The 13,682-nt window shown below is 45.8% G+C and carries 11 protein-coding genes and 3 tRNA genes; 10 read left to right on the top strand and 4 right to left on the bottom strand.

Features of this window, described 5'->3' with window-relative positions:
* Window positions 1-5: 5 nt before the first annotated feature.
* The 3 genes from LPW36_RS05665 to LPW36_RS05655 all read right to left on the bottom strand — a co-directional run bounded on the left by LPW36_RS05665 (window position 6) and on the right by LPW36_RS05655 (window position 4,679).
* Window positions 6-1,190 (bottom strand): ROK family transcriptional regulator, encoded by a 1,185-nt coding sequence (locus LPW36_RS05665; protein WP_230608494.1) that lies wholly within the window; start codon window positions 1,188-1,190, stop codon window positions 6-8.
* 211 nt (window positions 1,191-1,401) lie between these two features.
* Window positions 1,402-2,136: an acyltransferase family protein gene (locus tag LPW36_RS05660; RefSeq protein WP_230608492.1), complete on the bottom strand. Its 735-nt coding sequence runs from the start codon at window positions 2,134-2,136 to the stop codon at window positions 1,402-1,404.
* A complete protein-coding gene (locus tag LPW36_RS05655) occupies window positions 2,133-4,679 on the bottom strand; it encodes a penicillin acylase family protein (protein ID WP_230608490.1) in 2,547 nt (848 codons plus the stop codon). The genes LPW36_RS05660 and LPW36_RS05655 overlap by 4 nt, the downstream gene beginning before the upstream one ends.
* Before the next feature lie 192 nt (window positions 4,680-4,871).
* On the opposite strand from LPW36_RS05655, the gene mltB reads away from it, so the two are divergent.
* The 10 genes from mltB to LPW36_RS05605 all read left to right on the top strand — a co-directional run bounded on the left by mltB (window position 4,872) and on the right by LPW36_RS05605 (window position 13,130).
* Entirely contained in the window at window positions 4,872-5,984 is a 1,113-nt protein-coding gene (gene mltB, locus LPW36_RS05650) for a lytic murein transglycosylase B (protein ID WP_230608488.1), read from the top strand.
* 232 nt (window positions 5,985-6,216) lie between these two features.
* Window positions 6,217-6,705, top strand: a complete 489-nt coding sequence (pncC, locus tag LPW36_RS05645; protein WP_230608632.1) for a nicotinamide-nucleotide amidase — start codon at window positions 6,217-6,219, stop codon at window positions 6,703-6,705.
* Between the two features lie 105 nt (window positions 6,706-6,810).
* Window positions 6,811-7,866 (top strand): recombinase RecA, encoded by a 1,056-nt coding sequence (recA, locus tag LPW36_RS05640; RefSeq protein ID WP_230608486.1) that lies wholly within the window; start codon window positions 6,811-6,813, stop codon window positions 7,864-7,866.
* 37 nt (window positions 7,867-7,903) lie between these two features.
* Window positions 7,904-8,371: a regulatory protein RecX gene (locus tag LPW36_RS05635; protein ID WP_230608484.1), complete on the top strand. Its 468-nt coding sequence runs from the start codon at window positions 7,904-7,906 to the stop codon at window positions 8,369-8,371.
* Window positions 8,372-8,513: 142 nt separating this feature from the next.
* Entirely contained in the window at window positions 8,514-11,141 is a 2,628-nt protein-coding gene (gene alaS / locus LPW36_RS05630; protein ID WP_230608482.1) for an alanine--tRNA ligase, read from the top strand.
* 275 nt (window positions 11,142-11,416) lie between these two features.
* Window positions 11,417-11,602, top strand: coding sequence for a carbon storage regulator CsrA (csrA, locus tag LPW36_RS05625; RefSeq protein WP_027275176.1), 186 nt, complete (start codon window positions 11,417-11,419; stop codon window positions 11,600-11,602).
* A gap of 290 nt (window positions 11,603-11,892) precedes the next feature.
* Window positions 11,893-11,985 (top strand) — tRNA-Ser (locus LPW36_RS05620).
* A 25-nt stretch (window positions 11,986-12,010) separates the two neighbouring features.
* A tRNA-Arg gene (locus tag LPW36_RS05615) sits at window positions 12,011-12,087 on the top strand.
* An 80-nt stretch (window positions 12,088-12,167) separates the two neighbouring features.
* Window positions 12,168-12,244 (top strand) — tRNA-Arg (locus LPW36_RS05610).
* A 745-nt stretch (window positions 12,245-12,989) separates the two neighbouring features.
* Window positions 12,990-13,130, top strand: a complete 141-nt coding sequence (locus LPW36_RS05605; protein ID WP_230608480.1) for a hypothetical protein — start codon at window positions 12,990-12,992, stop codon at window positions 13,128-13,130.
* Between the two features lie 444 nt (window positions 13,131-13,574).
* On the opposite strand, the gene LPW36_RS05600 is transcribed toward LPW36_RS05605, so the two are convergent.
* On the bottom strand, window positions 13,575-13,682 hold a 108-nt coding region (locus LPW36_RS05600), incomplete at its 5' end, for an IS1 family transposase (protein WP_230608631.1).

The raw sequence follows: 13,682 nt of genomic DNA, 5'->3' as shown, positions 1-13,682 counted from the left end.
TGGCGCTAACTGAGTTGAGCATCTGACATAAATTGAATCGAAGGATAAACCTGATTCAACGCCAGTACGGCAATACCGTAGAGTGGTGCCTGAGTGCCCAGCTCGGATTGTTCTATCTGAATTAAGGTTTGTGAAAACGTATGCTGGTTAATATGGGCCTGGATATAAGGCAAAAACTGTGGCGCTGATTGGGTTACACCGCCGGTAAGTATGATTTTTTCCGGATTGGCAATAGCAACAATATTCAGAATACCAATAGCTAAGTAGTCAGCCAGCTCCCTGAACAGGGATTCAGCCAGAGGCTCGCTCTGTTGGGCTAGTTTAGCAATGGCTGCCGCGTCTAACGTTTTGCCGCTGAGTTCATGATAGCGTTGACTAATGCCGGAACCGGAGGCGTGAACCTCAAAACAGCCTTTATTGCGCCAGTTATGGGAAAGGTGTTCACGACTAAACATCATATAGCCGATCTCACCGGCAGCATTGTTAGCGCCGCGAATGATTTTTCCATCCATTAATAATGCAGCGCCTAACCCGGTACCAACACCAATGAGTGCGGCGCTATGAACTCTCTGGCATTTACCCCGCCACATTTCACCGATCAGGGCTGAACGAATGTCGTTTTCCAGCACTACCGGTACGTTAAACACAGCGGAAACTTCATCGGCCAGAGGAATGTTTTCCCATTCCGGCAAATTGGGTGAACCTTCCAGCACAATACCATGGTGGTAATCAACGATGCCCGGAGTAGCAATACCAATCACTTTTAGTTTATCGGCGCTAACGGCATGTTTATTGAGAAATTGGCGAATGGCATGATTAAAATGCTGTAAAAACTCAGCGCGGGTGGCAACTTTGTAGGTTTCTGTTTGTACGGTCGCCAGCAATTCAGCATTCAGATTAAACAAAGAGAAGGATATTTTGGTGCCACCCAAATCAATACCCACACCTACACCGTGATTGGCATCAAAATTAACCATTACCCCTTTACGCCCCAGGCCGCCTTCGGTCATACCGCTTTCATAGATGATTTTTTCATCCAGCAGTTCTGTAACAATCTCAGAAATAGTGGCTTTTGTAATACCGGCAATTTTCGCGATTTGCGCCCGGGAAAGGGGCGTATGTTCGCGAATCACATTGAGGACTAAAGACTTATTCATCAGTCTCAGGGTATTCGGTACGTTAGGACTCATGTTTATCTCCAATTAGTTTTGAATCTAAACTAATTAAGTAAAAAAATAGGCTTTAATGTGTTTTTTTATAAAATAGACTTCGATATCACGCCTTGTAAAGTGATTTTTCGATCCATTGGTTTGCTTTGTGAACTTTTGTGGTGCGCTGCACACTTTTGATGAGTTTGTGAAACGGCGGCGCTAATACCGTGCTTCACGGTTAATCTGAGAGTCAGTTATTTTCGGTATTCACGGCGACCATCTTTTCACGCTCCTGAATACGGTTTAGTAGTTTAGCTAAACACCATACCACCATAAACCCGGCAATATACAGCAGAAAAGCATAATTCAGCAGGCTTAATGTCAGTAATAACAGAACGGCAGTGAAGATGGCTATTTTATTTTGAGGCCACAGCATCAGGCCAAATAGAACATAAAACCAAACCTCGAAAGGTAGCGACCAGAAAGAGAAGTTACTGGCCGGAGTCACTGTTAAAAAGCCGTTCACAAATAGTAAAACGCCGGTAAAACTTTTGGCATCTAACACCATTTTAGCCTGACTCATGGTATCGCTGATAACCGCCAGTTCACGGCTACTGGAGGCAAAAAACCAGGGTGAAACCAGATAGATCAATAACAACGCCCCACAACCAAAATAGAAAGGGGGAACAATACGGTTTAAACGGGAAAAGGCATAACGTTTGATATTGAACTGATGGTTTTGCTGAATGTTATAGCAGGCAGATTTACATATCAGAAAACCGCTCAGGGCAAACAGCGACATCACCCAGGCATGAGCAAACAGATAAACTGGCAGCATAATGGCAGGCCAGACCGGATAGAGAAACAGTAAATAGGCATGACAGAACAGCACCATGGCGGTACTAAAGCCGCGCAGCATATCAAGCTGATGAGATACATCTTGCTCAATAGGGGTAAATCGCTGAAACAGCGTTGTTAATGTCATGGGACCTCAGATACCGGTAATGAGGTTTGCCCCGGCACAAAATTGAGCGCTTTGGCACTATACAGACGCTGCTGCCCCTCCTGACTGAAAGGCAGGTTTTGGTATTCCCCCTTTAACCAGTCATCAATATTATCCGCATAGTGTGGGCTGGCTGGATTAGCCGACTGACCGGCATTGTTCATGACCCAAACCGGATCGGGTTGACTGAAATCGACAATCAAGCGCATGGCGGGGATCAACAGGGTATTAAAGTCTTGTCCCATAGTGTAGCTGGCAATATTAATCGTGTTGATATTGCCTCCGGCAGGGTAAGGGCCCCGGTTCAGATAACCGTCGAGGCGACCAATCATTTTTTGTTGTTCTTCCGGTAAATAGGGCGCTATTTGGGATGACAGACTGTTCCACTTATAGCGATGCAGTTGCCCCCATTGCCAGCGGGAATAGTCGCTGCCAAGCTGCTGTTCCCCATGTTGCACGGCGGCAGCCAGCGCATGGGCTACTATTGCCGCTTTACCGCTGCGGCTCGGATCGGCTTTTTGCCAGAACGGGCTGGAGTCTGGTTTACTGTCATCCTGCCACAGCAGATGGTCCGCCTGAGCGGAATAGGATTTTGAACTTTCAACAAAGGCATGCCAGGCCTGCGGGTGGTCAGTAAACGCGTCGGCAAACAGCTGGTGGCTAAACGCCGATAAAAACAGATTATACAGTGCCGCCGCCGGGCTATCTGCATGTAGCTGACCGTCGAAATCCATCAGCCGGGATTGGGCTAACCGAGCCTGTTGCTGTTCAGGCTCAGGCAGACGGGCAATCGCGATGCTGAGGGCCGGGTCGCTCAGGTAGGTCTGAAGTTTGGCGACCATCGGGTCCAATTGGTCATACTGCATCTGCTTCATGGCGTTGAGGCTATGGCGATTGGTAGCATTCAGCATGGCTGATATGCGCTCAAAGCGTTCCGGATGGGCCCAGGTTTGTGAAAAGTTGACCGGATAACCCTTTTCTACAATACGGTTATTGGCGCTGGCTAACCAGCCTTGTCTCTTCTTCAGCGCTGATGGATAGTATTTAGTCGATACGCTTCCCCGCCAGTCATATATACCGTCCCAACCCGGAGAAGGAAACTGCCCCAGACCATTTTTGCGCAATGGGTAGCTACCGGTTAACTGCCAGCCAATTTGTTGCTTATCCGCCAGCAGCATATTTACCGAGATCACTTTAATCTGGTTAGCCAGCGCTATTGCCTGAGGCACGTGCTGCTGGTAGGGAATCGCCATCAGGGCGTTAATACTGTTATCGTCATTTGTTGGAGAGAGGGTGCTCAAGGCAATACCATAACGGGACTCTACTTCCAGCGGCTGTAGCAGATAGCTACGGCTTTTCAGCGATTCATTGAGCAAAATGCCGTGCTGAGTTTCATACATATTTTCGGTAACGTCAGGCTGCCCTTTAACATGAAAGACCTCCTGCGTTTGCTTCACCGGCAACCATTTTCCTTTATACAGATACTCAAACCCTTTACCGGCAGGGCGCATTTGTTCCAGAAACAGATCCTGATTATCCGCCATCACCATGGTGTAGCCCCAGGCCAGATGTGGTGTGGCTCCCAGTACAATTGCCGGAATACCCGGAATAGCGGCTCCCGCCATTTGCCACTCGGGAGTTTCGATTTGAATCATACTCCACAGCGAAGGTAAACCGATGGGCAGATGGGTATCATTTGCCAACAGAGTGCCGCCGTTTTGTGTCAGATCGGATGTGAGCGCCCAATTATTAGAGGCCATAATATCGTGCAGATGAATGCTTTCCAGCGATTGGCTAACCAGCTTTAACCGATCGGCTTCCTGCTGTAACGGTTGCAGATTAAGCCCCTGTAGCTTTTTTGCTTCGCCGTGAGGGATGGGCTCATCGGGATAAACGGGAAACAGCCAGGGTAGTCGCTCGGTACCCAACTGTTGGGCAATAATCAGGCTATCAATCTCTTCGTGCAGGTTGCCAGCCAGACCAAAGTTGGCCAGTGATAAAATTAAGATAGCATCGGTAGCCTGCCAGGCAGGAACCGGGTAATCAGCGGCGGCTAAATCCATCGGTAAACTATCCTGATGGGTATTCAGCCACAGGTTTACCCCCTGAGCATAGGCTTGCAGATAACGGCGATTTTGGGCATTAGTTTGCTGATAAAGCTTATCGGCGGCCTGACGAAAACGCATCTTACGCATAAAGCTATCAATACTGAGGGCGCTTTCCCCCAGATATTCGGATAGTCGTCCTTCAGCCGTCAGGCGCATTAACACCATATGGTTAATACGTTCGGATGCATGGATATAGCCCCAAACCAGATAGACATCATCCAGATTCTGGCCCTTAATCAGCGGAACGCCCATTTTGTTATAACGAACGCTGACTGGTTCACTTAGTCCCGCCAGAGTGATCTGTCCCTCTTCAGGGGGGAGGGTATCGGAATAATAGAGATTAAGCAGGCTATGGCAGCCGGTTAGCAATAACGAACTGGCAAGCAGGCAGCAGCCCAACATTCCCTGTAATCTCATATTGTGCTCCGTAAAAATTGAAACTCTTTTGCGATTATATCCGTAAGCACCAATAAACCCAGCGATTCATGACTATTTTATCGCCAGTGGATTCAAGGTTGTGCGGTAACTCAGGCATATTCCTGTTTGTTCATAGTAGATAATGCCTTACCATAGTCGCCATTCTTTTCTGTTTGTTCATATGGATATTTGATGCGTTATTTGGCTGCTTTATTACCTTTAGTTCTGTTGCTTTCTGCCTGTAGTAGCAGTAAGCCCCAGTCTACCTCCCCCGTTTTTGCACCAATGTCAGGAACTGCACCGCTACCGGATGTATACACCGTAAGAGGGGGTTTTCAGCTTGAAGCTGAACATGCTAACCATTTAGCCGACGGTGATTTTGCCTATAATCCGGCGACATCTCGCTTTATTGATAAGATGGTTCGGGTGCATGGTTTTGATCGTCAACAGTTACAAAGCGTATTAGGTCAGACTAAACGGCTGGATTACGTCATTAAATTGATGGATAAACAAGCACCGTCTACTACGGTGAGCACCGGTCAACCATCCGGGCCAAACGGTTCATGGATTCGCTATCGTAATAAGTTCATCACGCCGGACAATGTACAAAATGGCGTTGTATTCTGGAATCAGTATGAAGGTGCTTTACAACGCGCCTGGCAACGATATGGCGTACCACCAGAAATCATTGTTGGCATCATTGGAGTAGAGACCCGTTGGGGCCGCGTCATGGGTAAAACTCGCATCATTGATGCATTAGCAACGCTCTCTTTCGACTACCCACGTCGCTCAGAGTATTTTACCGGTGAGCTGGAAACCTTCCTGCTGATGGCGCGTAAAGAAGGCAACGACCCGCTCTCTTTACGCGGCTCTTATGCCGGAGCCATGGGGTATGGTCAATTTATGCCATCCTCATTTAAAGACTATGCGGTAGATTTTAATGGTAACGGCCATGTTAACCTGTGGGATCCGGAAGATGCTATTGGTAGCGTAGCCCATTACTTCCAGGCACATGGCTGGAAGAAAAATGCACCGATTGCCGTACCTGGCGTTGGCGAAGCACCTGGATTGAAGCATGGATTTAACACCGTTTATCCACTTTCTACGTTAGCCTCCGCCGGGCTAAGACCACAAAGCTCCCTTGGAGGCTATCAGGAAGCCAGTCTGTTGCGTTTTGACATGGGTACCAACTATGAATACTGGTATGGTTTACCCAACTTCTACGCCATCACCCGTTACAATCACAGCACGCACTACGCCATGGCAGTATGGCAGTTAGGTGAAGCGGTTAAACGCGCCAGATAAGTGTTTTTGTTGGTTGTAGCGGAGCGTATTTTTGCTCCCCTACAACCAACAAATTAGCGTTTCAATAGATTAAAAACTGAAAGGCCTTTTGCATATTGATACAGGCAGGTTTGATTCCCTGTCTGTGTTTCATATATGGTAATCTTCTGTAGGGTAAACAAAGCCTGAGACTTATGCTCTCAGGCTTTGTTGCGAGTAGCCTGTTCAGGAGAATAACCGCAGGGGAGTCTCTATATTGAATACCAGAATATGCGAGTTGAGTCAGCAGATTGGCCAACGTCTTGCTGCTAAAAGCCAGTGGATCACTTGCGCTGAGTCTTGCACCGGTGGTTTGATTGCCGCTTATTTTACCGAAATAGCGGGAAGTTCAGCCTATTTTGACCGCGGCTTTGTCACCTACAGTAATTTGGCTAAACAGCAGTTACTGGGCGTTAACCAACAAACGCTTTCCCAATGGGGAGCCGTTAGTGAACCAACGGTGAGAGAAATGGCAACCGGCGCGCTAAAGGCTGCCGATGCGGATATCGCTATTTCGGTGAGCGGTATTGCCGGGCCGGACGGCGGTAGTGCTGAAAAGCCGGTTGGCACCGTTTGGTTTGGCTGGGCGAATCGTGAAGGGCTGGTGATTGCCCGCAAAAGGCGCTTTAATGGCAACCGCCATCAGGTACGTCAACAGGCGGTAGAATATGCCCTGAGGGTAGTGCTGGAAAAATTTATTTAAAACTGACTTGATACTGTATGATTATACAGTATAATCATTTCATCGCTTTAGAGATAAAGTCTCATATTACTTTATGACCACATTTGATAACCACGGAGCCGCATAATGGATGACAACAAACAAAGAGCGCTTGCCGCCGCATTAGGACAGATTGAAAAGCAGTTTGGTAAGGGTTCAATCATGCGTTTGGGTGACACTCAATCTCTTGATGTTGAGTCTGTTTCCACCGGCTCCCTGAGCCTGGATGTTGCGCTGGGTATTGGTGGTTTACCAATGGGCCGCGTGGTTGAAATCTTTGGGCCAGAATCTTCCGGTAAAACCACGCTGACGCTGTCCGTTATTGCTCAGGCACAAAGAGAAGGCAAAACCTGCGCCTTTATCGATGCTGAACATGCTCTGGACCCAATTTATGCCGCCAAGCTGGGTGTGCAGGTAGATGACTTACTGATCTCTCAGCCGGATACGGGTGAACAGGCGCTGGAAATTTGTGATGCTTTAGTTCGTTCCGGTGCTGTTGACGTTATCATTATTGACTCCGTTGCTGCGTTAACGCCAAAAGCTGAAATTGAAGGCGAAATGGGTGACTCTCACGTTGGTTTGCAGGCACGTTTAATGTCTCAGGCGCTGCGTAAGTTAACCGGTAATATTAAGAATGCTAAATGTCTGGTGATCTTCATCAACCAGATCCGTATGAAAATTGGCGTGATGTTTGGTAACCCTGAAACCACCACTGGTGGTAACGCACTGAAATTCTATGCTTCTGTTCGTCTGGATATTCGTCGCGTAGGCGCAATTAAAGATGGTGAAGAAGTGGTGGGTAACGAAACGCGCGTTAAAGTGGTGAAGAATAAGATCTCTGCACCATTCCGTCAGGCAGATTTCCAAATCCTGTACGGCAGCGGTATTTCTAAAGAGAGTGAGCTGATCGATCTGGGTGTTAAGCATAAGCTGGTTGATAAATCTGGCGCATGGTATGCCTATAACGGTGACAAAATTGGTCAGGGCAAAGCTAATTCAATGAAATTCCTGCAGGAAAACCCGGCAATTTCTAACGATCTGGAAAAACGCCTGCGTGAATTATTGCTGACCGCTAACCCATTTGTGCCAGCCGGTGCGGATATTGAAGATGATGCCGAGCTGCCGGAAGGCGAAGAGTTTTAATTTCGGCCGTAAGCTTAAGTTGTAGAGTTGGTTAGTTATGAAATCACTATTACCACGAGCAATGCGCTTATTAGCCCAGCGTGATTATAGTGAACAAGAGATGCGCCGTAAGCTTGCGGCGCATTCTCCTTTCGACCGCACCGCAGAAAAAGAACCCATCTCCAAAGAATCCATCGATCGCGCAATTGAATACTGTCATCAGTACAATTGGCTTAACGATGCGGAATACTCCCGTAAATTTATTATCGGTCGCAGCCATAAAGGTTATGGCCGTCAGCGTATTCGGTCAGAATTGCAGCAGAAGGGCATCGATCGGGACGATATTTCCCGGGCGATGCAAGCCTGTGAGATTGACTGGTATGAAAAAGCTAAAAAAGTCGCGACGCAGCGTTTTGGGGATAATATCCCGACGGACTGGAAAGAACGCTCAAAAATGCAGCGTTATCTTGCATGTCGTGGGTTTGCTCAGGATGAAATTCAATCAGTTTTCAGCGATTCTGAATAATAAATCTTCTGCGGATTTACTTCCCATCAAAGAAATTTTATCTTATGGCTACTTTTAATTCGTAAATAAGTCGCTTACTTCTGATTTTTCGTGCTTAACTTACGTATCGCCTTCATTTTATTAGCCAGATATTGGAAATTATATGACCAAGAGCACCGCTGAGATCCGTCAAGCGTTTCTCGATTTCTTTAATAGTAAAGGGCACCAAGTTGTCGATAGCAGCTCTTTAGTGCCGCATAACGATCCAACACTCCTGTTTACCAACGCAGGGATGAACCAGTTTAAAGATGTATTTCTTGGGCTGGATAAGCGTGCCTATACTCGGGCAACGACTTCTCAGCGCTGTGTGCGCGCCGGTGGTAAACATAATGACTTAGAAAACGTAGGTTATACCGCCCGCCACCATACCTTCTTTGAAATGCTGGGTAACTTCAGTTTTGGTGATTACTTTAAGCACGATGCTATTAATTTTGCCTGGGAGTTACTCACCGGCGCTCAATGGTTTAACCTGCCAAAAGAAAAGCTGTGGGTGACCGTGTACGCAACGGACGATGAAGCTTACGAAATCTGGGAAAAAGAGATCGGTATTCCCCGCGAAAGAATCATCCGTATCGGCGATAACAAAGGTGCTGCTTATGCATCTGATAACTTCTGGCAGATGGGTGATACCGGCCCTTGTGGTCCATGTACTGAGATCTTCTTTGACCACGGTGACCATATATGGGGCGGCCCTCCGGGTTCGCCGGAAGAAGATGGCGACCGCTATATTGAAATCTGGAATATCGTATTTATGCAGTTTAACCGTCAAACCGACGGAACCATGCTGCCATTGCCGAAGCCTTCTGTGGATACCGGCATGGGCTTAGAGCGTATTGCTGCGGTTTTACAGCACGTTAACTCTAACTACGATATCGACCTGTTCCGTACCCTGATTGATGCGGCAGCTAAAGCCACCAAAGCGACCGATTTAAGCAGTAAATCTTTACGGGTTATTGCCGATCATATTCGTTCTTGCGCCTTCCTGATTTCTGATGGTGTAGTGCCGTCAAATGAAGGCCGCGGCTACGTATTACGCCGTATCATCCGCCGTGCAGTGCGTCATGGGCATATGCTTGGCGCGACGGAAACGTTCTTCTATAAGTTAGTTGCCCCATTAATTAGTGTGATGGGCAGTGCTGCGGATGAGCTACGCCGCCAGCAGTCGGTGGTTGAACAAATACTGAAAACCGAAGAAGAGCAGTTTGCCCGTACTCTGGAACGCGGCTTAACGCTACTGGATGAAGAGTTGAGTAAGCTGACAGGGGATACGCTGGCCGGTGAGACCGCATTCCGCCTGTACGATACCTTTGGTTTCCCGCTGGACTTAACGGCTGATGTTTGTCGTGAACGCAATATTAAAGTCGATGAAGCCGGTTTTGAAAAAGCGATGGAAGAGCAGCGTCGTCGCGCTCGTGAATCCAGCGGTTTTAGCGCTGACTACAGCAAATTAATTCGCGTTGACGGTGAAACATGCTTTAGCGGCTATGAGCGTCTGGAACAGTCATCAAAAGTTATCGCACTGTTTGTTGCCGGTAATGAAGTTAAAGAGATTAAGAGCGGCCAGGAAGCCGTCGTGGTATTGGACAATACGCCATTCTACGGTGAGTCCGGTGGACAGGTTGGCGATCGGGGCGTGCTGAAATCCACCCATAGCACCTTTGAGGTGCTGGATACGCAAAAATATGGTCAGGCAATTGGTCACGTTGGTCGTTTGACTCAGGGTGAACTGAAAGTCGGGGAGAGCGTTGATGCGGCGGTGGATGTTGTGCGTCGTGGACGTATTCGTCTTAACCACTCGGCAACCCACTTACTGCATGCTGCTCTGCGCCAAATTTTAGGTGAGCATGTCGCGCAGAAAGGTTCTCTGGTTAATGATAACTATCTGCGTTTTGACTTCTCTCATCCTGAAGCCATGAAGCCGGAACAGGTTCGCGCGGTTGAAGACTTAGTCAATCAGCAAATTCGCCGCAATCTACGGGTAGAAACCCATATTATGGATCTGGAAGCGGCCAGAGCCAAAGGGGCCATGGCGCTGTTTGGCGAGAAGTACGATGATAAAGTTCGCGTACTCTCTATGGGGGACTTCTCCACTGAATTATGTGGTGGTACTCATACTGAAGCGACCGGTAATATTGGTTTGTTCCGTATTACTTCTGAATCCGGTATTGCGGCCGGTGTGCGTCGTATTGAAGCGGTTACCGGTGAGAATGCCATCGTCTCTATGCATCAGCAAACAGATGTATTGAGCGAAGTGGCATCGTTGGTAAAAGGTGACAGCAACAGTCTGATCGAAAAAGTGAAGAGCCTGCTGGAACATGCCAAAGGCGTAGAGAAAGAGCTTCAACAGTTAAAAGATCAACTGGCAGCTCAGGAAAGTTCATCATTAGTCAGCAAAGCGGTAGACGTAAAAGGGGTTAAGCTGCTGGTTAGCAACCTGCAAAACGTTGAACCAAAAATGTTGCGCACCATGGTTGATGACATTAAAAATCAGCTAGGCTCCGGCATTATCGTATTGGCAACGGTACATGATGACAAAGTTAGCTTAATCGCTGGTGTAACCAAAGATTTGGTCGATCGGGTAAAAGCCGGTGAACTGATTAGCCCTGTCGCTCAGTTAGTGGGTGGTAAAGGCGGTGGGCGTCCTGATATGGCTCAGGCAGGTGGTACCGATGTGACAGCGTTACCCGCTGCATTAGCAACGGTAGAAAACTGGGTTGCTGCTAAACTATAAAACAGGGCCCGCAGGTTTGTATGATTATTCTGTTTTATCATATTGGAACCTGCGGGGTTGTTTGATATTTTTAGTTGAAACAAATTAGTACAAAATTACTAAAGTTGGCTAAACTTAGGCATATACGTGTTCTTATCTTGATTATTGGCTGAATGAGTCAGTGATGCTAGTTAATCTATCGGATTTATAGCTTACGTTCTTAGGGCATATCATGGATAATGGGCAGGATGCACAAAGAGATGCAATGGTCTGTTTAATCTGTCAAGGAGCAAAGAATGCTTATTCTAACTCGTAGAGTTGGTGAAACGCTGATGATTGGTGACGAAGTTACTGTTACTGTTTTGGGCGTGAAAGGTAATCAAGTTCGTATTGGTGTTAATGCACCGAAAGAAGTATCTGTTCACCGTGAAGAGATCTACCAGCGAATTCAGGCTGAAAAGTCACAACAATCGACTTTTTAACCAATAAACGCGCCTTACTTGCGGTAATCGAAAGTAAGGCGCGTTGATTTTTTCGAAATTCCTCTGATTTTTTGGTTATTGCCTCTTTTTATATTCTGTTTTTTATCCCCTGGTTTTGCCACAAAAGTACGATTTTTTGCTGGCAAATTGTTCGTGTTGTTTGCTTAGTGCACAAACGAACCTAATGAATGAAAAAGTATTTGACTTATAAGTCCGGGAAAGTAATATGTGCGCCACGCAGTGTTAATAAACATTTTTAATGTTTAGCAACCTGTAGATAGTAAGTACAAGGTGAGGTGGCCGAGAGGCTGAAGGCGCTCCCCTGCTAAGGGAGTATGCGGTCAAAAGCTGCATCGAGGGTTCGAATCCCTCCCTCACCGCCATTTACTTACTACATTGTTAGAATCTGCACCCGTAGCTCAGCTGGATAGAGTACTCGGCTACGAACCGAGCGGTCAGAGGTTCGAATCCTCTCGGGTGCACCATATTTTACAGTGTTGTTTTAGTAACAGCATTCGTATCAAAAACAGATGCCATCGTAATATCTGTTTCAGGGAATCAAAGAGCACCCGTAGCTCAGCTGGATAGAGTACTCGGCTACGAACCGAGCGGTCAGAGGTTCGAATCCTCTCGGGTGCACCATTTTGAAGTTTGCAGATACCGAAAGGTATCTTTTTTTATGCCTGCAATTTAGCGCTTCTCTGTTTCTGGCGGTGTTTTGCCTTAAATCCAATCACAATGTACCTGTATAACCCGTTCACAGCAGAGTGCCTGCTCTCCTTCAAAGTAGAAATTATCGCGCTATAAAGCTTCTCAGCGCGTTTTATCAGGATTGTGTGTATCGGAGATGATTCGGTTTATTAAACTGCTAAACAGGCTTACAACGAGGCCAATAAGGTAACTGTTAATTGACGGTAATTTGTCACGACGATAAGTTGATGCCGGTATTTTTTAGCGGGAATAGGCTGTAACAATCCATCAGTGGTTTACCGGGGATAATGACCAGGAATAAAATCGATTTAACTCTGGTTTTAATCTGTCTGCATAGCGAGCTATAGCCAAAAGTCAATTTATCTTATAGTAAGATTACCATCGTAATTAAGACGTTTGTTTTATATTAAAAGAAATAATTAATTTTTATAACAATACAATAATAGACCAGGGTTATTGTGGTTTTGTTTTTATTATGTATTGACATGGTAATATTATCAGGAGTAACTTATTTTCTTCTGGAAAGAAGTAAATAAAATCGTGTTCAGAAATACTATATTCAATTCTCAATTTCTTGTTTTAAGAGTAGAGTATTAGGGAGACTTTTAATAAGAAGAGGAAGTTGTTTCTATATTATATCTCTGATATATGAATTATATATTAAAAGGAGTTTATTATGGTTAGCAAAATGAAAATGTTATCGCTTGCTTTGTTACTGTCTTTCGGAGTTGCATCGGTTGCTGAAGCCGGTGGTACCTTCTGTAGTGGCCACCTGAAGCTGTGTCATGCAGCAAAAATTGTTTGTGGACGCTGTTAATAATATCTGATTTATTTTTAATTTATTTATCTTTTTTATATGGCAATTATTTATTTCTGGTGAAGTACTAGTAATTTATTAAACGGTTCTTTGAAAGATAAATTTATTGTTTTTGCTAATAGGATAAGGGATATTCCTTGCCTTATTTTTTGTATTTTATTAGTTGTCGGAAATAATGATTTAATAAATTATCAGTAACTGCTTTAGAGAAAGTTATTTAAAAATATTTATAGGTTATTAGAACTGTCTTTGATGTAATTTAAAGTATTGCTATTAATTATGGTGAGGCAGAACCAGAATAATAGTGTTGAAAAAAGAAGATATATAACGGCTTTTTATAAAGTGTTTTTCTTCTTATACAGCAAAAGCCAATAAAAGAGCGGCCTGTAAAGGCCGCTGAAGTGTGACAAAGACAACAATGAGGGATGGGGTCGTGACGCAGATTTAGTGGTAATGATTGATCGTCAGATACCATCCGATGATCTTATCGTGCATTTCTTCTGACTTTGAGAAGCAGATAGTCTTGCGGGTCAACCGTTTAAGATGGGTTCG

Origin of the sequence: Limnobaculum eriocheiris, assembly GCF_021010575.1 — a bacterium.
In the GTDB taxonomy this organism is placed as follows: Bacteria; Pseudomonadota; Gammaproteobacteria; order Enterobacterales; family Enterobacteriaceae; genus Limnobaculum; species Limnobaculum eriocheiris.
Note: the sequence above shows the minus strand (reverse complement) of the source record. Positions and strands in the feature narration are given on the sequence as shown.